Source organism: Sanguibacter hominis ATCC BAA-789 (assembly GCF_012396185.1).
GTDB lineage: Bacteria > Actinomycetota > Actinomycetes > Actinomycetales > Cellulomonadaceae > Flavimobilis > Flavimobilis hominis.
Window position 1 is genome coordinate 65,534 of record NZ_JAAXOW010000002.1, and the last position, 20,856, is coordinate 86,389.

Consider the following 20,856-nt stretch of genomic DNA (forward strand, 5'->3'; position numbering starts at 1 on the left):
CCGTGAGCGACTCCACGCCCGACCTGACCAGCACCACGTCGGCGGGCGGGGACGTCGCCCGGCTGCGCACCGCCGTCGAGCGGCACATGCCGCGCGGGCTCGCGGAGCTGGCGGAGCTCGTCGCGATCCCGTCGATCGCCGACCCGCAGGTGGTCCCGCCCGAGCGCTGCACAGAGGCCGCGCTGTGGGTGCGTGACGCGCTGCGCGACCTCGGTATCGACTCAGAGCTCGTCCCGACGCCGGACGGCACCGACGCGGTCATCGGGTACCGCGAAGGACCGGCTGGCGCTCCGACGGTCCTCCTGTATGCGCACTACGACGTCCAGCCGCCTCTGGACGAGGCCGCCTGGACCACGCCGCCGTTCGAGCTGACCGAGCGCGACGGCCGCCTCTACGGGCGCGGCGCCGCGGACTGCAAGGGCAACATCGTCGCCCATCTCACCGCGCTGCGCGCCCTGCGCGACGAGGCCGAGGCCGCGGGCACGGAAGGCTATCCGGTGACGCTGCGCGTCGTCGTCGAGGGCTCTGAGGAGCAGGGCACCGGCGGTCTCGAGCAGTACCTGCTCGCGCACCCCGACGAGCTCCCGGCCGACGTCGTGCTCGTCGCTGACGCAGGCAACGTCGCCGAGGGCGTCCCGACGCTCACGACGTCGCTGCGCGGCTCCGCCGACATCGACGTCGAGGTCCGCACGCTCGCAGGCCCGCTCCACTCGGGACAGTACGGCGGCGCCGCACCCGACCCGCTCGCCGCGCTCATCGCGATGCTCGCGAGCCTGCGCGACGCCGACGGCGTCGTCACGATCGACGGTCTCGACGTGAGCGGCACGTGGGACGGCGCGCAGTACGACCCTGAGGTGTTCCGCACGGACGCGAGCATCCTCGAGGGGGTCGCGATCACGGGGCGCGGCAGCGTGAGCGACACCCTGTGGGCGCGTCCCGCGCTCACGGTCACCGGCATCGACGGCCCGCGCGTCGTCGGCGCCGTCAACGCCGTCCAGGCGAGCGCTCGCGCGCACCTCAACCTCCGCGTCCCGCCGGGCACCGACCCGGCCGTGGCGCAGGACCTCCTCGTCGCGCACCTCGAGCGGCGCGTGCCGTGGGGCGCACACCTGACGATCGACCGCGACGCCCCCGGCAAGCCGTTCAGCGCCCGCACCGACGGCCCCACGTTCGCGGTGCTCGGGCAGGCGCTCGCCGACGCGTTCGGCGTCGACTCGACCGTGACCGCCGGTCAGGGCGGGTCGATCCCGCTGTGCTCCGTGTTCCAGGAGGTCAACCCCGACGCGGAGATCGTGCTCATGGGCTGCGAGGAGCCTGCAGCCCTCATCCACGCGCCCAACGAGAGCGTGTCCCCGCGCGAGATCGAGCACCTCGCCCTCGGTGAGGCGCTGTTCCTCACGCGACTGGGTGCCGCGACCGCCTGAACGGACGCGGCCTGCCGACGGGTCAGCCGAGCGGCGCCTGCCATCGGATGACGGTGCCGGCGCCCTCAGGGTTGGGCGTGATCTCGAACGTCCCGCCGTGCTGACGAGCGCGCGCCGCGAGGTTCCCCGTGCCCGATCGGCGCCCGGACACCGACGCGAGGCCGACGCCGTCGTCGGTGACCGTCACGACGACCTCGCCGGGCAGGATGACGCCCGGCAGCACGTCCGGGTGGGTGCTCGTGACGTCGACGGTGACCTGGACCGACGACGCGTGCGCATGCCTGGCCGCGTTCGCGAGACCCTCGCGCACGACCGCGACGACGTCGTCCGCGAGACCGTCCGTCACGAGGTCGTCGATGACCGACTCGTCGACCTGGAGCCCTTCCGTGTGCTCCGACCCGATGACGTGCCCGTCGAGCGTGATGACCATCGACGGAGCAAAGCTCAGGCCCGTGCGCGCGAGCGACGCCTCGCGCCGCAGCCGCTCGACGACGCTCGTCGCAGCGTCCGGGTCGCGCAGCGCGTGGACGATCGCGCGGATCTGTCGCACGGTCGAGTCGACGTTGTCGAGCGACTCCTCGACGATGCTCACGAGCTCGGTCGCGTCCACGCCGCGTGCGGCACGGCGGCGCACCGTCTCGAGCTGCATCCCCGTCGCGAAGAGCTGCTGGATCGCGAGGTCGTGGAGGTCGCGCGCGATGCGGTCACGCTCGCCCGCGAGCTCGGCCTCCGCCTGCGACTGTCGCGCTGACGCGAGGATCATCGCGATCGCTGCCTGGCCCGCGAAGGTCTCCGCGGTCGCGAGGTCCGTCTCGTCGAACGGTTCCGCGCCGATCTGGCGCAGCAGCACGAGCACACCGACCGGGTCCTCGACGGTGCCCATCGGCGCGTAGAGAGCAGGACCGAAGCGACGCATGACGGGCACGCGGATGCCGGGTGCGGTCGACAGGTCGAGCAGGGTGCCCCACCCGGACGCGAGGGCAGTCCCCGCGACGCCGTCGGGCGGCACCTCCGTGCCGATGATGTCCTGTGCGGACCATCCCTCGGCGAACTCGATGAACAGCCGGCCGCGCACGCCAGGGAGGATCAGCGCGGCCGTGTCCGCACCCGAGATGTAGCGCGACGTCGAGACGATCTCCTGGAGGACCTCTTCCTCGTCCTTCTCGCCCGACAGCAGCAGGGTCGTCAGCTCCTGACCGGCGCGCAGCCAGCGCTCCCGTCGCGCCGCGAGGTCGTAGAGCTGAGCGTTCTCGACCGCGACGCTCGCGGCAGCGGCGAGCGCCATGACGATCCGCGAGTCGTCCTCGGTGAAGCCGCCCGGCTTCTCCGCGAGGTAGAGGTGCCCGTAGACGGAGTCGCCGACGCGGATCGCCGCACCGAGGAACTGGTGCATGGGCGGGTGGCCGGGAGGGAAGCCCTTGAACGCGGGGTCCTTCATGAGGTCGAACAGGACGAGCGTCCCGTGTGCCGGGATCGTCGACAGGACGCCGTGGTGACCCGGCGGGTGCTCGAGCTGCGCGGCGGTGCGCTCGTCGATGCCGACCTGGACGAACGTCGTCGACTGGTCGTTCTTGTCCGTGACGTTGATCGCCGCGTACGGCGCTCCGGTCAGGCGTGAGCACGTCTCGACGAAGGTCTGGAGCACGTCGGGCAGCTCGAGGTTGGCTGCGAGGGCTAGGACGGCGTCGAGCACCTCCTGCTCGGTGCGGCGTGGTTCGGTGACGCTCATGCGGTGGGGCTCCCGTGCTCCTGGGCGGGCCGGTCGGCGGCCTGCTCGTGGTCGTAGGCCCCACGGTACGCAGGATCGTGGTGGAGGAGGTACTCGTGGGTGCCGCGCCGGGCCACGTGCGCCACTCCGTCAGGTCGGCGCTCGAGGACGAGCACCTCGTCGGCCGCCTCGAGCCCGGAGAGGCGGTGGGTCGCGAGGATGAGCCCACGGCCGTCGGCGACGAGCCGGGGGAGGACCTCGGCGAAGAGGGACCGTGCCGCGGCGTCGTCCATGTGCTCGGCGGGCTCGTCGATCGCGACGAGCGGCGCCTCGGTGAGCAGCGCGCGGGCGAGGAGGAGGCGGCGTCGTTCGCCGCCCGAGACGGTGGCCCCGCCGGGGCCCAGGTCGGTGTCGATGCCGTCGGGCAGGCCTGCGAGCCACCCGTCGAGGCCGACAGCCCCGAGTGCCGCGCGTGCCTCGTCCGGGGTGACGTCGCCGCGGGCGACGCGAAGGTTCTCGAGGAGGGTCGTGCGGAAGATGTGGGCGTCCTCGGGCGTCACGGCGACGTCGCTGCGGCGGGTCACGAGGGCGCCGCCCTGCGGCGGGACGAGGCCGGCGAGCGTCAGGAGCGTCGTGGTCTTGCCGACGCCGCTCGGCCCGACGAGGGCGACGAGGCGGCCCGGGGCGAGGTCGACGTCGAGGGCGTCGAGTACCGGGCCGTGCTCGGGCCAGCCGACGGTGACGCCGCGCGCGCTGATCCGGGCGGGGCCTCCTGCGAGGGGAGCGGCCGACGTGGCGGGCGCGTCGGCGGCTGGCGCGTCGGCCGCGCCGTCGAGCAGCTCGAGGATGCGCGCCGCGGCCTCGCGCGAACGGAGCACCTGGACCGCCGCGGCGGGCAGGACGCTCGTCGCCTCGAACATGGCGAGCGGGGCGAGGACGACGACGGCGAGCTCGACCGGGGCGAGCGTGCCCGCCCCGACAGCGGGGACACCGAGCAGTATCGCGCCGAGGACCGCGACGCCGAGCGCGGCGTTCGCGAGCGCGGCGCTCGTCGCGAGCGGGCGTGCCCCGCGGTCGACCGCCGCGGCGAGGCCGTCCTCGGCAGCCTGGAGACGCGCGAGCTGCGCGGGGAGCTGTCCCGAGACGCGCAGGGCTGCGGAGTCCTCGAGGACGGTGAGCGCGGCGTCAGACATCTCTGCGCGCGCGGCCGCGGACGCGACCTCGGTCGCGCGCGTCGCGCGCGCGGTGAGCCACGGGGACAGGACGCCCGCGACGAGCAGGCACCCGAGCAGCACGACGGCGGCCGACGGGAGGAATGCCGCGACGAGCGCGACCGACCCGATGCCGAGGACGGCGGCGACGCCCGCGGGGACGAGGGCCCGCACGACGACGTCGCCGACCGAGTCCACGTCCGCGCCGACGCGCGCCAGCAGGTCACCGCGCCTCAGTGCTGCGACCGCGTCGAGCCTGCCGACAGCGAGCCGCTCGTAGACCGTGGTGCGGAGGTTCGCCATGCCACGCAGCGCTACCTCGTGCGACGCGAGGCGCTCGAGGTAGCGGAACACGCCGCGGGAGATGCCGAACGCGCGCACGGACACGGTCGCGACGGACAGGGTGAGGACGGGCGGCATCTGCGACGCGCGCGCGATGAGCCACGCGGAGACGGCGGCGAGCGCCACGGCGGAGCCGAGGGCGAGGCTGCCGAGCAGGACGGCGCTGACGACCCTGCGCCGGTCGACGTCGAGCAGGGCGATCGCGCGGCGCAGCACGTCGGGGCGCACGGGAGCGCTGGCGGGGGCGCTCACGGGGTCACCTCGGTGCGAGCGTCGAGCGATCGTGCGCTGACCTCGACGACGTCGTCGGCAAGGTCGACGAGCGCGGCGCGGTGCGCGACGACCAGGACGGCACGCCCGGCGTCGCGCATCGTGGCGACCGCGTCGAGGACCTGCTGCTCGGAGAGCGCGTCGAGGTGCGCGGTCGGCTCGTCGAGGACGACGACCGGTCTGTCGTCGACGAGGGCGCGCGTGAGGATCACACGTTGACGCTGGCCGAGGCTCAGGCCGATCCCGCCGGTGCCGACGCGCGTGCGCCAGCCTGCGGGCAGCGTGGCGACGACGTCGTCGAGGCCGGTGAGCCGGGCGGCGGCGAGCTCTTCGGGGGACGGGTCGCCGTCCGCGGGTTCGTGGGCCGTGAGGGGCGTGGTGCCACGGACGGCGTCGATGATCGTGCCGGGGGTGAGGAGGGCGCGCTGCGGCACCCAGGCGACCTGGCGGTGCCAGGCGGCGAGGTCGAGGTCGTCGAGCGAGGTCTCGGTGCGCCGGCCGTCGGCGTCGGTCGTGCGGACGGCCACGGTCCCGGCGTCGACCGGCTCGAGCCCCAGCAGGGCGAGCACGGCGGTCGACTTCCCGGCCCCGTTGGGGCCGACGAGGGCGACGACCCGGCCGGGGACGACGTCGAGGTCGAGATGGTCCGGCGCGACGACGCCGCGGCCTGGCGCTCGCACGCTCACGCCCTCGAGCCGGACGCCGGCGAACGTGCCGCCGTCGAACGGGTCGGCCGTACCGCGGTGGTCGGGCCGGGCGTCGGGGGACTCGATGACGGCGAACGCAGCATCGGCTGCGGCCAGGCCGTCGGTCGACGCGTGGAAGTGCAGGCCGACCTGGCGCAGCGGGAGGAACACCTCGGGGGCGAGCACGATGACGACGAGGCCCGTCTGCAGGTCGAAGCCGCCGTCGACGAGGCGCAGACCGACCGAGACTGCGACGACCGCGACGCACAGCGTCGTCAGCAGCTCGAGCACCATCCCGGAGAGGAACGCGACGCGCAGCGTGCCCATCGTCGCGCGGCGGTGCGCGTCGCCGAGGGCCCGCACGCGGGCGGCCGGGCCCTTCTCGCGACCGAGCGCGCGCAGCGTGGGCAGGCCTGCGACGAGGTCGAGGACCTGCGAGCCGAGCCTCTGCATCGTGGCGAGCCGACGGTCCGAGACGCCCTGGGTGAGCTGGCCGACGAGGATCATGAAGATCGGCACGAGCGGGATCGTGCCGAGGATGATCACGCCGGCCACCCAGTCGTGCCACCAGACGACGACGAGCGTCGCCGGTGTGAGCGTCGCCGCGAGGAGCAGCTGGGGAAGGTAGCGCACGAAGTACGGTTCGAGGTCCTCGAGCCCGCGTGTCGCGAGGGTGACGGTCGCGGGGCCGTCGCCGCCCGCGAGCCAGCGCGGCCCGCGCGCGACGGCTGCCGTGACGACCTGGCGGCGCAGGTCGATGATCGTGCGCGTAGCAGCGCGGTGGGCGAACCGCTCCTGCAGGTGGACCACGCCAGCCCGGGCTGCGACGACCGCGGCGAGCCATCCGACGAGGTCCCACGCCTCACCGAGCGGCCGCGCGGTCGAGACCGCCGGCGCGAGGATCGCCGCGATGAGGATCGCTTGGGCCACGACGAGCCCGGTCGTGGCGACGCCCGTCGCCGCCGTCAGCAGGACGTAGCGACGGGCGGGACGGGCGTGCCTGAGGAGTCGGGGGTCGAGCGGCTTCACAGGGTCGATGGAATCACGCGGAGGTGACGTCGTCGGTCTTCGTGAGGGAGAGGCCGATCGGCTCCGGGATGTGGGCGACCGTGATCCGCTTCTTGAAGACCCAGTACGTCCAGCCCTGGTAGAGCAGGACGACGGGTACGAGCGCGGCGGCGACCCAGGTCATGACGGTCAGCGTGTAGTTCGTCGAGCTTGCGTTGTCGACGTTGAGCGAGTTCGCGGGGTCGATCGCGGGCATGACGTCCGGGTACATCGACCCGAAGATCAGCACGACGGCCGCGACGATGCCGAGCGCGGAGAACAGGAACGCCAAGCCCTCGCGGTCCTTGGCGACCATGACGACGACGAGCACGAGGCTGACGGCGGCGACGGCCACAGCGGCCCAGGTCCACGCGACGGAGTAGGCGAGCTGCGCCCACACGGCCCACGTGCCGGCGGCCACGGTCGTGCCGACCGAGAAGCGCAGGCCGAGGGCGCGGGCACGCACGCGGATGTCGCCGTCGGTCTTCAGCGCGAGGAACACGGCGCCGTGCGTGAGGAACAGGCCGAGCGTGACGACGCCACCGAGGAGCGCGAACGGGTTCAGGAGCGAGAAGAAGCCGCCCGTGAACGTGTGCGACGCGTCCAGCTCGACGCCGCGCACGAGGTTCGCGAACGCGACGCCCCAGAGGATCGACGGGACCCACGAGCCGACGATGATCCCGCGGTCGCACCAGGCGGCCCAGCGGGTGTCCGCGATCTTGCCGCGGTACTCGAACGAGACGCCGCGGATGATGAGCGCGAGCAGGATCAGCAGCAGCGGGAGGTAGAACCCGGAGAACAGGGTCGCGTACCACTCGGGGAAGGCGGCGAACGTCGCGCCGCCTGCCGTGAGCAGCCACACCTCGTTGCCGTCCCAGACGGGACCGATGGTGTTGATGATCGCGCGCCGGTCCTTGTCCTTGCGGCCCAGGACGGGCAGCAGCATGCCCACGCCGAAGTCGAATCCCTCGAGGACGAGGTAGCCCGTCCACAGGACGGCGATGAGGATGAACCAGAGGTCGGGGAGGCCCATGATCGCTTCTTCTCTCGTTTCTCTGTCGGCTCAGTAGGCGAAGGACAGCGGAGCGTCCTCGTCCTTGTCGGGGTTCGCCTCGGGCGACTCGTCGTGGACCTCGGTCGGGACGCCCTCGATCGCGTAGCGGTGCATGAGCTTGCCCCAGACGACCGCGAGGGCGCCGTAGACGAGGGTGAAGGCGACGAGGGACGTGATGACCGTCCCGGGCCCGACGCCGTTCGAGACGCCGCGCCACGTCATCATCCAGACGCCGTCGACACCGCTCGGGTTCGGGTTGGGGTAGACGACCCAGGGCTGGCGGCCCATCTCGGTGAAGATCCAGCCGAACGCGGAGGCGAGGAACGGGGCCGGGATGGCGACGAGCGCGAGGCGCTTGATCCACTTCGAGTCGGTGACGCCGCCCTTGCGGGTGACCCACAGGCCCGCGAGCGCGAGCGCTGCGGAGAACACGCCGAAGCCGATCATGAGGCGGAAGGACCAGTAGGTGACGGCGAGGTTGGGGATGTAGCTGAGCCCCTGGTCGGCGGTGCCGTCCGTGGGGGCGTCGACGCCGACGATCGCGGCGTGCTCGCCGCGGGTGGCGCCGAACTTCTGCGCCATCTCGTCCTGGATCTGGATCGTGCCCTTGATCTCGGCGTCGAACGTGTTCGTCGCGAGGAAGGACGTGAGGTTCGGCAGCGCGATGATGTGCTTGACGCTCGCGCAGTCGCCGTTGAGGTTGCCGATCGTCAGGATCGAGAAGTCGGCGCCCTTCTCGCTGTGGCAGAGGCCCTCGGCGGCAGCCATCTTGGCGGGCTGCTGGTCGAACATGAGCTGTGCCTGCCAGTGGCCGGTGAAGGCGACACCGACTCCGGCGACGAGCATGACCCACATGCCCAGGCGCAGGCCGGAGCGGTAGACGGTCTTCGCGAGCGTGATGTTCTCGGCCTTCTTCGAGCGGACGAGACGGACCATCCACCAGGCGCTGATCCCGGCCACGAACGTTCCTGCGGTGACGAAGGCGGCGGTGATCGTGTGCGGGAAGGCGGCGAGCACGGTGTTGTTGGTCAGCACCGCCCAGATGTCGACGAGCTCGGCGCGGCCGGTCTCCTCGTTGAAGATCGAGCCGACGGGGTGCTGCATCCACGAGTTGGCGGCGAGGATGAAGTAGGCGGAGAGGTTGGTCGCGAGGGCGACGGCCCAGATGCATGCGAGGTGGATCTTCTTGGGGAGGCGGCCCCACCCGAAGATCCACAGGCCGAGGAACGTCGACTCGACGAAGAACGCGGCGAGGGCTTCCATGGCGAGCGGGGCGCCGAAGACGTCACCGACGAACCGTGAGTACTCGCTCCAGTTCATGCCGAACTGGAACTCCTGGACGATACCGGTCACGACTCCGATCGCGAAGTTGATCAGCAGGAGCTTGCCGAAGAACTTGGTGAGCTTGAGCCACTTCTCGTCCCCGGTCCGGACCCAGGCGGTCTGCAGGCCGGCCACGAGCGGCGCGAGGCCGATCGTGAGCGGGACGAAGATGAAGTGGTAGACGGTCGTGATGCCGAACTGCCACCTGCCGAGATCGAGTACGTCCACTGGTCTTCCTTGGTCCGGTTCCGAGGTGCACAAGTAGTCACGAGGTGACGCACTGTCGTGACAAGTCGAACCTAGGACCTCGGTACTAGACGGGCCAGGACCTTGGTCCCGAATGAGCCGCCGTTGTGAGTCGCGTCGCTTCCCGGGCGCGGAGGGGGCGCTGTGAGATACTTGCGGCAGCGGGGGCCCGTCACACCACGGACCTCTGCGACGAGCTCGCAGCAGGCACCGGTCCACCGATCGGTCCGCGAGGCGCGGGATCGGCGTGAGACGCCGTCCTCGACGCCCCTGGACCCGTCGTCGCGGAACGCAGCCGTCGACATCGACGCGCGACCGCCCCGACTGCGCTGCCGGGCCGTCTCGACGACTTCCGTCGCCGCCTGCGGGTGAGCGACGACCGAGCTTCTCGGGCCCGCCCGGTGTGTGGCGCAGCCTGGGGCAGGAGTACCACGAGTGAACCTCGACAACAGCACCGCGAACGCCGAGGGCTCGACCGAGCCCGTGAAGAAGACGCGTCGCCGCGTCGTGCGGTCGGCGGGCACGCCCGCTCCCGTGCAGAGCGAGACGGCGACGAGCGCAGCCGCGCCGGCCGTCTCGGCGACGGAGGCGACGACCGCGCCGCAGACGAAGACTCCCCGCACCCGCAAGGCCCGGCCCGTGACCGAGTCACCCGCCGACCAGGCGACAGTCACCGAGGCACCTGCGGCTGAGGCCGAGGCTGCTGCGCCGAAGCGGCGCACCCGTGCGACCCGTGCGGCCGCGCCCGCTGCGGCGACGGAAGGCGTCGCTTCCGAGCTTCTCGCCGGGGACGCAGGTGCCGAGGCACCCGCGCCGACGAAGACGACGCGCAGCCGCCGCGCGACAAAGCCAGCCGCCGCGGCCGACGTCGTCGACGCTCGTGCTGAGAAGACGACCGAGACGCCCGCCGTCGAGGAGACCGCTGTCGAGAAGACCGCTCCCCGCGCTCGTCGCTCGAGCCGGGCGAAGGCTGCGCCGGCCGAGGCCCCGGCGGTCGACGCGACCACGGACGAGGCTCCCGAGAAGCCTGCGCGCCGGTCCCGCCGTACGACCACGCCGCGCGTCGAGGAGCCCGCGACCGTGGCGCCGCAGGCCGAGACCGTTGCCGATGCGGCCGAGGAAGAGCCGGTCGTCGAGACCCGGCTCCCGATGACCGCCCTCCTGTTCCAGGCGCCGGACCCGACCAAGGGCCGCGCCCGTCGTCGTCGCGTGTCTACTCCGGCGGGCCCGCCGGAAGCGATTGTCCCCGTCCCCGACGAGGAGTCCGACGAGGAGTCGGAGGAGATCGTCGACGTGGTCGTCGCCGAGACCGACCAGGACAACGCGGACGCGCCCGAGGTGGACGTCGACGCCGAGACGGACGACGAGTCTGACGACGCCGAGCAGGGCGAGGACCAGGAGTCCGGCTCCGCGGGTGGCCAGCGCCGTCGTCGCCGTCGTGGTGGCCGTGGCCGGCGCCGCAGCTCCGCCCAGGGCGAGCAGGGTGACGAGACCGACACCGAAGCCTCCGACGAGAACGACGAGCCTGACGCCCAGCAGGGCGACGAGACCGACGCTGAGAAGCCTTCGGGCCGCTCGCGCAGCCGTTCGCGCCGCGGCCCGGGCCGTGCCGCCGAGACGACCGAGGCCGAGAGCGACACGGACGACGAGGACCAGGACGAGGACGAGGCAGGTGAGGACGCCGAGGGCGGCAGCTCGTCGAGCCGTCGCCGTCGCCGTCGCCGCCGCACCCCCGGCGGTCGCGACACGGAGTCGACCAGCACGACGACCTCGACCCGTGCACGTCGTGGCACGGGGGCCGACGAGGTCACCGCGCTCAAGGGCTCGACTCGTCTCGAGGCGAAGCGCCAGCGCCGCCGCGAGGGCCGTGACGCGGGCCGTCGTCGTCAGATCATCACCGAGGCCGAGTTCCTCGCCCGCCGCGAGTCAGTCGAGCGTTCGATGGTCGTGCGTGAGCGCGACGGCCGCACGCAGATCGCCGTGCTCGAGGACGGCGTGCTCGTCGAGCACTACGTCTCCCAGCAGGAGCAGGCCTCGATGGCTGGCAACGTGTACCTCGGTCGCGTGCAGAACGTGCTGCCGAGCATGGAAGCTGCGTTCATCGACGTCGGCAAGGGCCGCAACGCTGTCCTGTACGCCGGTGAGGTCAACTGGGACGCTGCGGGCCTCGAAGGTCAGCCGCGCCGCATCGAGCAGGCGCTCAAGTCGGGCGACTCGGTCCTCGTCCAGGTGACGAAGGACCCGATCGGCCACAAGGGCGCACGCCTCACGTCGCAGGTCACGCTCGCGGGTCGCTACCTCGTGTACGTCCCCGGTGGCGGCATGACGGGTATCTCCCGCAAGCTCCCCGACACTGAGCGCGCGCGCCTGAAGAAGATCCTCAAGGAGATCGTCCCCGACCACGCCGGCGTCATCGTCCGTACCGCCGCCGAGGGGGCGAGCGAGGACGAGCTGCGCGCCGACGTGACCCGCCTCCAGGACCAGTGGGCGAAGATCGAGAAGAAGGCGAAGACCGCCTCGGCGCCCGCCCTGCTGCAGGGTGAGCCCGACCTCGCGATCCGTGTCGTCCGCGACATCTTCAACGACGACTTCTCGTCGCTCGTCGTCCAGGGCGAGTCCGCGTGGGACGAGATCTCGAGCTATGTCGGCGAGCTCGCTCCCGACCTCGCCGAGCGCGTCACCCGCTGGACGGGCGAGAAGGACGTCTTCGCGTCGCACCGCGTGGACGAGCAGCTCGCCAAGGGCATGGACCGCAAGGTATGGCTCCCGTCGGGCGGCTCGCTCGTGATCGACCGCACCGAGGCGATGACGGTCGTCGACGTCAACACGGGCAAGTTCACCGGCTCGGGAGGCACGCTCGAGGAGACGGTGACCCGCAACAACCTGGAGGCCGCTGAGGAGATCGTCCGTCAGCTCCGCCTGCGGGACATCGGCGGGATCATCGTCATCGACTTCATCGACATGGTCCTCGAGTCCAACCGTGACCTCGTGCTGCGTCGTCTCGTCGAGTGCCTCGGCCGGGACCGGACGAAGCACCAGGTCGCGGAGGTCACGTCGCTCGGCCTCGTGCAGATGACGCGCAAGCGCGTCGGACAGGGCCTCGTCGAGGCGTTCAGCACGACGTGCGAGCACTGCAACGGCCGCGGCTTCCTCGTGCACGCCGAGCCCATCGAGAAGGGCAACGGCGGCCAGAACGGCGCTGGCCAGGACCGTCCCGAGGGCGAGTCCAAGCGGTCCCGCCGCAAGCGCGGTGGTGGAGACAAGGACGAGTCCTCGTCGGCGGCCCCGGCGGTCCCCGTCCTCCCGAAGGAGGAGGCGCGCAAGGCCGTCAAGGAGACCCTCGCGACGATCGCTGCCGCTGCGGCGCACGCCCACGAGCACGACCACGCGGAGAAGCCGGCTGTCGAGGCTGAGCCCGCGGTGACGCCTGACGTCGAGCCTGCGCCGGTCGCGGCAGCCGTCTCGGAGCCCGTCGTGGCTGAGCCGGTCGCCACTGAGCCCGTCGCCGCCGAGCCCGTCGCCCCCGAGCCGAAGCGCCGTCGTCGTGCGGCGACCCGTCCGGCTGCTCCTGCGGTACAGGCCGTGGAGGGCGGGGCGGAGCCCGCTACCACGGACGCCCCGTCCGAGGCGCCGGTCCTCGACGTCCTCGCCGAGCTCGCCTCGGTGCGCCGGGACGCCGGCTCCGAGACGTCCGCCGAGCCCAGCGGCGACACGATCACGTCGGTCGACGACATCGCGGTCCCCGCGGGCCCGTCGTCAGAGCCCGCGACGACGGCGCCCAAGCGGCGCCGGGCCTCGTCGCGCGGCCGGTCGACGCGCGCCGCTGGCGCACCGAGCAGCAGCCCCGACGAGGGCTGAACGAGACGGAGCGCCGGGGTCCTCAGTACCCCGGTGTGACGCCTCACACGGACAGATCGGCGCGTCGCACCTGGTGCGGGCGCCGACCTCGCGAGATGATGTGGGGGCGAGCGACGCCCCGAACGTCGTGGGGGAGTCGAGCAATTTGACCCCCCGCTCCAAGTTCCGTAACCTTGAACGTCGGCGCGTATTGGTTCGCGCCTGTTCCCGTGTGCTCCCGGATCCTTCCGGTGATGAGCACGCCGAGAAGACCTAGAGAGATGAGCAGCAACGTGGTGTACGCGATCGTCAAGGCTGGTGGCCGCCAGGAGAAGGTCTCTGTTGGTGACGTCGTCGTCGTCGACCGTCTCTCCGGCAAGTCCGGTGAGTCCGTTCAGTTGCCCGCACTCCTCCTTGTGGACGGTGAGAAGGTGACCTCCGACGCTGCGGCCCTGGCCAAGGTGACGGTGACCGCCGAGATCGTTCGGGACGAGAAGGGCCCGAAGATCGACATCCTCAAGTACAAGAACAAGACCGGCTACCGCAAGCGCATCGGCCACCGCCAGGCCCTCACGCGCCTCAAGGTCACCGGCATCAAGTGATCTTCCTCCGGGCCGCGCCTGAGCAGCCCGGAGCATGTCCTATTCGTTCAGCAAGAAGGTAGGTTGCCGTCATGGCACACAAGAAGGGTGCGAGCTCCTCTCGCAACGGTCGTGACTCCAACGCTCAGCGTCTTGGCGTCAAGCGCTTCGGTGGCCAGGTCGTCAAGGCCGGCGAGATCATCGTCCGCCAGCGCGGCACGCACTTCCACCCCGGCGTCAACGTCGGCCGTGGCAAGGACGACACGCTGTTCGCCCTCGAGGCCGGCGCCGTCAAGTTCGGCACCCGTCGTGGCCGCAAGGTCGTCGACATCGAGGCTGCTGCCTGATCGTCAGATCATCTTCGAGAGGGGCGTACCGGTACGGTGCGCCCCTCTCGCAATTTTCACCGCAAGCATTGAGGAACCCCCATGGCCAGCTTTGTCGACCGCGTCGTCCTTCACGCCTTCGGCGGTGACGGCGGCAACGGCTGTGCGTCGATCCGTCGAGAGAAGTTCAAGCCCCTCGCGGGACCGGACGGCGCCAACGGTGGCGACGGCGGTTCCGTCCGCCTGGTCGTCGACCCCCAGGTGACGACCCTGCTCGAGTACCACCACTCGCCGCACCGCCGCGCCGACAAGGGCGCGATGGGCATGGGGGACTACCGCCAGGGCGCCCACGGCCAGGACTTGGTGCTGCGCGTCCCCGACGGGACCGTCGTGAAGGACCTGGACGGCAACATCCTCGCGGACCTCGTCGGTGAGGGCGCGGAGTACATCGTCGCGGCCGGCGGCCGCGGCGGCCTCGGCAACATGTCGCTCGCGTCGGCGAAGCGCAAGGCACCCGGCTTCGCCCTCCTCGGCGAGCCCGGCGACGAGGCAGACGTCGTCCTCGAGCTCAAGACGATCGCCGACGTCGCGCTCGTCGGATACCCGAGCGCCGGCAAGTCCTCGCTCATCGCCGCGATCTCAGCAGCACGCCCCAAGATCGCGGACTACCCGTTCACGACGCTCGTGCCGAACCTCGGCGTCGTCCAGGCGGGCGACTCCCGCTACACGGTCGCCGACGTGCCCGGCCTCATCCCCGGTGCGAGCGAGGGCAAGGGCCTCGGCCTCGAGTTCCTGCGCCACGTCGAGCGGTGCGCCGTCCTCGTGCACGTCCTCGACTGCGCGACCCTCGAGCCCGGTCGTGACCCGATCTCGGACCTCGACGTCATCGAGGCCGAGCTGGCCGCCTACTCGGCGGACCTCGACATCGACGGCTCGCGCGTGCCGCTCGCCGAGCGCCCCCGCCTCGTCGTGCTCAACAAGATCGACGTCCCCGAGGCGCGCGAGCTCGCCGACTTCGTCACCGCCGAGCTCGAAGGGCGCGGCCTGCGCGTCTTCGAGATCTCCGCGGTGAGCCACGAGGGACTCAAGCAGCTCACGTTCGCACTCGCGGAGCTCGTCGAGAAGGCGCGCCGAGAGGCGCCAGCTCCTGAGCCCGCCCGCATCGTGCTGCGCCCGAAGGCCGTCGACGACTCCGGCTTCAGCGTGACGCGCGTCGAGGAGGACGGTCAGGAGTACTTCCGCGTCACGGGCACCAAGCCCGTGCGCTGGGTGCGCCAGACCGACTTCAACAACGACGAGGCCGTCGGCTACCTCGCAGACCGGCTCGCACGCCTCGGCGTCGAGGAGGCGCTCCTCAAGGCAGGCGCCCGCGCCGGTGCCGAGGTCCTCATCGGCGCAGGCGACAACGCGGTCGTGTTCGACTGGGAGCCCACCCTCATGACGGGCGCCGAGCTCCTCACGGGCCCCCGAGGCACCGACCTGCGCCTCGAGGACCACTCGCGTCCGAGCCGCAACGAGAAGCGCGAGCGGTACCACGACCGCATGGACGCAAAGGCGGAGGCCCGCAACGAGCTGTGGACCGAGCGCGAGGCGGGCAAGTGGACGGACGCCGCTGACGAGTGACCCTGCCTCGAGACGGCGCCGCTGAGCCCAGCGGCGCCGTCCTCGTTCCCCTGCACGGCGCGGTCGTGGGACGCCGTCCGACCACGCCCGTGTGTGGTGGACAATGTGGGCGTGGTGAACGACCAAGTGCAGCACGACAGCCCTGACGTGCAGGACGACGACGCCTACGGGCTCAGCTACGTCCGGCACGGCACCGACCAGCAGAGCGCCGTGCAGACGCGCGCCCAGATCGCTGACGCGCGCCGCGTCGTCGTGAAGATCGGTTCTTCCTCGCTCACGCGACCGGACGGCCACCTCTCGCTCGACGCGCTCGGGGCGCTCGTCGGTGTCATCGCGGAGCGGCGGCGTGCCGGTGTCGAGGTCGTCCTCGTGACGTCTGGCGCTGTCGCGGCTGCGCTGCTCCCGCTCGGCCTGACCACGCGCCCGCGCGACGTCGCGACGCAGCAGGCCGCTGCGTCCGTCGGGCAGGGTCAGCTCATCGCCCGGTACACGGAGGCGTTCGCGTACCACGGCATCCGGGTCGGCCAGATCCTCCTGACCGCCGAGGACACGATCCGCCGGTCGCGCTACCGCAACGCGCAGCGCGCGCTCGAGCGGCTCCTCGCCCTCGGGGTGGTCCCGATCATCAACGAGAACGACGCGGTCACGACCGACGAGCTGCGGTTCGGGGACAACGACCGCCTCGCGGCGCTCGTGTCGCACCTCGTGCGCGCCGACGCGATGGTGCTGCTGACCGACGTCGACGGGCTCTACGACGCTCCGCCGTCCCGCACGGGGGCGCGGCGCATCGCCGAGGTGCGCTCGGCAGCAGACCTCGCAGGTATCGAGGTCACGGGGCGCGGCTCGGCCGTCGGCACCGGCGGCATGCTCACGAAGCTCGACTCGGTGCGGATGGCGACGAGCTCTGGCATCCCCGTCGTCCTCACGGCCGCACCGCGCGTCCGCGAGGCGCTCGCAGGGGAGGACACGGGCACGTGGTTCTCGCCGTTCGGCAAGCGCGGCTCTGCGCGTGCGATGTGGCTCGCGCACGCGGCTCGCGCGCACGGTGTGCTGACGCTCGACGACGGCGCGGTGCGGGCGGTCGAGGGCGGCAAGGCATCGCTGCTCGCTGCGGGCGTCACGGCGGTGGACGGCGAGTTCGCCCCGGGGGACGTCGTCGAGCTGCACGACGGCGACGGGCGCGTGGTCGCTCGCGGCGTCGTGTCGTTCGGGTCGAGCGAGCTGCCTGCGCTGCTCGGACGGACGACCGCCGAGCTGCGGGAGAAGTTCGGCGAGGGATACGACCGCACGGTCGTGCACCGTGACGACCTTGTCGTCGTGCGGCGCCGTCCGAGCAAGGCCTGACCCGCCCGGATCCCGCCGCGTCCGCGCGGTGGACCCCCTCTGCCGCGACACACGGGCGCGGACTAGGCTCGCCCGCATGAGCGTCGAGTCTCCCACCCTGTCCGCGAAGGCCGCGACGACGTCGGACGACGTCACCGAGCAGGTCTTCGACGTCGCCCGCCGCGCGAAGGTCGCCTCGCGCGCCCTCGCGAACGCGCCGCGCGGCGTCAAGGACGCGGCGCTGCACGCCCTCGCGGACGCGCTCGTCGCCCAGGCCGGCGTGATCGTCGAGGCCAACGCGGACGACGTCGCGCGCGGACGTTCCGGCGGCATGACGGACGGTCTGCTCGACCGGCTCACGCTGACGCCTGAGCGGGTCGGCGCGATCGCCGACGCGCTGCGCGAGCTCGCGTCGCTGCCCGACCCGGTCGGTGAGGTCGTGCGCGGCTCGACCCTCCCCAACGGCTTGCGACTGCGCCAGCTGCGCGTGCCGATGGGTGTCGTCGGGATGATCTACGAGGCACGCCCCAACGTCACGGTCGACGCTGCTGGCCTTGCGCTCAAGAGCGGCAACGCGGTCGTGCTGCGCGGTGGCTCGGCTGCTGCGAGCTCGAACGAGGTGATCGTGCGCGTCCTCGGCGAGGCGCTCGAGACCCAGGGGCTGCCCGCTGACCTGGTGCAGTCGATCGACCGCTTCGGCCGGCCCGGCGGCGTCGCGCTCATGCGCGCCCGCGGCCTCGTCGACGTGCTCGTGCCGCGCGGCGGCGCGGACCTGATCCAGACGGTCGTGCGTGAGTCGATCGTGCCCGTGATCGAGACGGGCGTGGGCAACTGCCACCTCTTCGTCGATGCGAGCGCGGACCGCGACATGGCCCTGCAGATTCTGCTCAACTCGAAGCTGCAGCGCGTGGGCGTGTGCAACGCCGTCGAGACGCTGCTCGTGCACCGCGACGCCGCGGAGGACTTCCTGCCGGTCGCGCTCAGCGCGCTCGCCTCGGCGGGTGCCGTCGTGCACGGTGACGACCAGACCGCCGCCCTCGCGCCCAGCGGGGTCGACGTCGTCCCGGCGACCGACGTCGACTGGGGGACCGAGTACCTGGCCGCGGAGATCGCGGTCAAGGTCGTCGACGACCTCGACGCCGCGATCGAGCACGTCCGCACGTGGAGCTCGGGGCACACCGAGGCGATCGTCACGAAGGACCTCGCCTCCTCCGAGCGGTTCGTCGCCGAGCTCGACTCGGCGGTCGTCAACGTCAACGCGTCGACGCGGTTCACGGACGGTGGACAGTTCGGCCTCGGCGCCGAGATCGGCATCTCGACGCAGAAGCTGCACGCGCGCGGCCCCATGGGCCTCGCCGAGCTGACGACCACGAAGTGGATCGTCAACGGCGACGGCCAGGTGCGCGGCTGACCCGCTGACGGTGAGCGTGGCGCGTCTTCAAGCGCAGCGCCTCCCGTGAGAGACTGGTGACTTGCCCGCCGCGGGCCCCTGCCGCTGCGGACGTACCCCCGAACCACCTTGGAGGATCCCATGGTCGCGGCCACCCTGCTGGCTTCCGAGAGCGCTGTCGTCACTGAGCTCCCGATCGAGCCGAGCGCCTACGGGATCATCGCGTTCGTGGGGCTGATCTCCTTGCTCCTCGTGACCTTCGCCTTCCGGAGCGTCGGCAAGCGCCACTGACGTCGCGCGACGGTCCGACCTGGATATCGAGTGAGCACCTCGGGGGAGCGCAGCGCGCCCAGGCGCACCCGTCTCGGGGTCATGGGCGGCACGTTCGACCCGATCCACCACGGTCACCTCGTGGCCGCGAGCGAGGTGGCTGCACGCTTCGACCTCGACGAGGTCGTGTTCGTCCCCACCGGGCGGCCCTCCTTCAAGCAGGATTCGGTCGTCACGCCGGCGGAGCACCGCTACCTCATGACTGTCGTCGCGACGGCGTCCAACCCGCGGTTCACGGTCAGCCGGGTCGACATCGACCGTGTCGGTCTGACCTACACGATCGACACCCTGCGGGACCTTCGCCGGGAACGTCCACATTCGGACCTCTTCTTCATCACCGGGGCCGACGCGATCGCGCAGATACTGTCGTGGAAGGATGCTCCGGAGCTCTTCGATCTGGCACACTTCGTCGCGGTGACGCGTCCAGGGCACACGATGTCGCTCGAGGGTCTGGCCCCGGAGTCGGTCACGGCCGTCGAGGTGCCTGCACTGGCGATCTCGTCGACCGAGTGCCGTGAGCGCGCCGCTTCGGGGCTGCCGGTCTGGTATCTCGTTCCGGACGGCGTCGTGCAGTACATCAGCAAGCATCGTCTCTACCGGGAATCGATCGATGGCCAGTTCTGAGAACGACCGCGCTGGGGCGCCTCTGACGCGCCGGCAGATGCGCGAGCGTGCGGTGAGCCAGGAGACGGCCCAGGACGCAGGCCCGACGAACCCTGGCCAGCAGCAGGCGCCGCTCTCGCGCCGTGCGATGCGCGAGCACTCCCTCGACCAGGACGCTCGCGAGAGCGTCGCGCAGCGTCCCGCTGCCGCCACGCCGCGTCCGGCGCAGGGCGCGCAGGCCGCGGCTGCTCCGTCACCTCAGCGCCCGGCTGCACCGGGTGCTCCCGCTCAGCGGCCCGCAGCCGGACACCCTCAGCAGGAGCCCCAGGCCGCCCCGGGTCGTCAGGCGCGACCGAGCGTCATGCCAGCGGCGGGTGCGCCCGTGCGTCAGCCAGTGCAGCGTCCTGCTGCCGCGGAGGCGCCGGCCCCGCGGGGCGTGCGTGCGCCCGTCCAGCGGCATCAGGCTCCCGTGGCCGCACCGCAGCCCCAGCAGCAGAGGCCGCTCCCGCAGCGTCCCGTCGAGCCGCCGTCGCGCACCGCGCAGGCGGCCGCGCGCACCCAGGCCGAGCGTGCTGCCGCACAGGCACGTCCTCAGCAGGCGCCCGTGGTCGCGCCTCCGCCCGTGACCGGTGCGGTGCGGCGTATCGACGGGACCGGACGGCTCACGCCTGCGGTCGCCGTCAGCTCGGACGGCGTCCCGGTCGTCGAGCCGGACCCGCGCGCCGCGTCGGGACAGCCCAGCCGCGTCGGGGTGCGCGATGCCGTCGCGAAGGCGCAGCAGAACACGGCGCCGCGCGTCTACCCGGCCGGGACCACGCCCTACCCCGCGGAGCCCAACCAGCCGTCCCGTCTCAGCTCGCAGACCGCGCGGCCCGCAGGGCCGCCGACGCCAGCGCAGTACGGGTCTGTCGCGCCCGCCGCTCAGGTTCCCGCCCGGCAGGCACCCGTCCAGCAGGCGCCTGCTCAGGCACGCGGCCAGCAGGGGTGGGCTCCGACATCAGCCGGGCAGCCTGCAGCCGGAGCGGGGCAGCAGGTCGCGCCGGGTGAGCAGTTCGCGCCGGTTCAGCCCACGATTCCCGGTCATCAGCCCGCCCCTGACCAGCCAGCCGTTCCCGCACAGCCGTCGGCCGTCGGGTACTCAGCCGCAGCGCCACGACCCGCGTCCTTCCAGCCGGCCGCAGGCTCCGCTGACGAGCCAGGCGTGCCCAGCTGGGATGCCGTCCTGGGCGGAGGAGGCTCGCAGCCCGTCGCCGACGCGTCGCCGTTCTCCCCGGTCGCCGCGCCAGAGCAGCCGGGCGAGGAGATCGACGAGGAGCCTGCGACGAACGACTCGTGGCTCGGCTACACGCCTTTCCACTACGTGATCCTCGTCGTCATCGGCCTCGTGCTCGGGTTCGTGTGCTGGCAGCTGCTCTCCGCGACCTCCGACTCGGCCGCGAAGGCCGCACAGGCCATCGTCGCGGTCGTGCAGGGGGCGTCTCCCGGCTCCGCCTGACGTCTGCCGCGCTGCGGCAGGCATACTGGGGGTACAC

At 72.1% G+C, this 20,856-nt stretch carries 15 protein-coding genes; 10 read left to right on the plus strand and 5 right to left on the minus strand.

The genetic code is table 11. The features are described 5' to 3' along the window. The first annotated feature begins 2 nt into the window (after positions 1–2). Positions 3–1,424 (plus strand): dipeptidase, encoded by a 1,422-nt coding sequence (locus HF995_RS06835; protein ID WP_350308767.1) that lies wholly within the window; start codon positions 3–5, stop codon positions 1,422–1,424. Between the two features lie 22 nt (positions 1,425–1,446). On the opposite strand, the gene HF995_RS06840 is transcribed toward HF995_RS06835, so the two are convergent. The 5 genes from HF995_RS06840 to HF995_RS06860 are packed head-to-tail and all read right to left on the minus strand — an operon-like array spanning position 1,447 to position 9,293. Beyond that, on the minus strand, positions 1,447–3,153 hold the full coding sequence (locus HF995_RS06840) for a sensor histidine kinase (RefSeq protein ID WP_168447089.1): 1,707 nt from the start codon (positions 3,151–3,153) through the stop codon (positions 1,447–1,449). After that, entirely contained in the window at positions 3,150–4,937 is a 1,788-nt protein-coding gene (cydC, locus tag HF995_RS06845; protein WP_350308768.1) for a thiol reductant ABC exporter subunit CydC, read from the minus strand. Before cydC ends, HF995_RS06840 begins: the two co-directional genes overlap by 4 nt. Further along, positions 4,934–6,670 (minus strand): thiol reductant ABC exporter subunit CydD, encoded by a 1,737-nt coding sequence (gene cydD / locus HF995_RS06850; protein WP_168447090.1) that lies wholly within the window; start codon positions 6,668–6,670, stop codon positions 4,934–4,936. Before cydD ends, cydC begins: the two co-directional genes overlap by 4 nt. Positions 6,671–6,683: 13 nt before the next feature. Next, on the minus strand, positions 6,684–7,721 hold the full coding sequence (cydB, locus tag HF995_RS06855) for a cytochrome d ubiquinol oxidase subunit II (RefSeq protein ID WP_168447091.1): 1,038 nt from the start codon (positions 7,719–7,721) through the stop codon (positions 6,684–6,686). A 30-nt stretch (positions 7,722–7,751) separates the two neighbouring features. After that, a complete protein-coding gene (locus HF995_RS06860) occupies positions 7,752–9,293 on the minus strand; it encodes a cytochrome ubiquinol oxidase subunit I (RefSeq protein ID WP_168447092.1) in 1,542 nt (513 codons plus the stop codon). Between the two features lie 453 nt (positions 9,294–9,746). Between HF995_RS06860 and HF995_RS06865 the strand changes: the two genes are divergently transcribed. The 9 genes from HF995_RS06865 to HF995_RS06905 all read left to right on the plus strand — a co-directional run bounded on the left by HF995_RS06865 (position 9,747) and on the right by HF995_RS06905 (position 20,819). Next, positions 9,747–13,169 carry an Rne/Rng family ribonuclease gene (locus HF995_RS06865; protein WP_168447093.1) on the plus strand — a complete coding sequence of 1,141 codons (3,423 nt, stop codon included), beginning with the start codon at positions 9,747–9,749 and terminating at the stop codon, positions 13,167–13,169. Between the two features lie 272 nt (positions 13,170–13,441). Then, positions 13,442–13,750, plus strand: a complete 309-nt coding sequence (rplU, locus tag HF995_RS06870; protein ID WP_219810427.1) for a 50S ribosomal protein L21 — start codon at positions 13,442–13,444, stop codon at positions 13,748–13,750. Positions 13,751–13,821: 71 nt separating this feature from the next. Continuing rightward, on the plus strand, positions 13,822–14,076 hold the full coding sequence (rpmA, locus tag HF995_RS06875; protein ID WP_098458801.1) for a 50S ribosomal protein L27: 255 nt from the start codon (positions 13,822–13,824) through the stop codon (positions 14,074–14,076). Positions 14,077–14,157: 81 nt separating this feature from the next. Continuing rightward, entirely contained in the window at positions 14,158–15,678 is a 1,521-nt protein-coding gene (gene obgE, locus HF995_RS06880; RefSeq protein WP_168447094.1) for a GTPase ObgE, read from the plus strand. Positions 15,679–15,888: 210 nt separating this feature from the next. Next, on the plus strand, positions 15,889–17,022 hold the full coding sequence (gene proB, locus HF995_RS06885; RefSeq protein ID WP_168447559.1) for a glutamate 5-kinase: 1,134 nt from the start codon (positions 15,889–15,891) through the stop codon (positions 17,020–17,022). Positions 17,023–17,098: 76 nt separating this feature from the next. Further along, the gene (locus HF995_RS06890) at positions 17,099–18,412 is read left to right on the plus strand and encodes a glutamate-5-semialdehyde dehydrogenase (protein WP_168447095.1); all 1,314 of its coding nucleotides are present in this window, start codon (positions 17,099–17,101) and stop codon (positions 18,410–18,412) included. 120 nt (positions 18,413–18,532) lie between these two features. Further along, a complete protein-coding gene (locus tag HF995_RS06895; protein WP_168447096.1) occupies positions 18,533–18,682 on the plus strand; it encodes a hypothetical protein in 150 nt (49 codons plus the stop codon). Positions 18,683–18,712: 30 nt separating this feature from the next. After that, positions 18,713–19,345 carry a nicotinate-nucleotide adenylyltransferase gene (gene nadD / locus HF995_RS06900; protein ID WP_350308769.1) on the plus strand — a complete coding sequence of 211 codons (633 nt, stop codon included), beginning with the start codon at positions 18,713–18,715 and terminating at the stop codon, positions 19,343–19,345. Further along, positions 19,332–20,819, plus strand: a complete 1,488-nt coding sequence (locus HF995_RS06905) for a hypothetical protein (protein ID WP_168447097.1) — start codon at positions 19,332–19,334, stop codon at positions 20,817–20,819. Before nadD ends, HF995_RS06905 begins: the two co-directional genes overlap by 14 nt. Positions 20,820–20,856 lie beyond the last annotated feature (37 nt).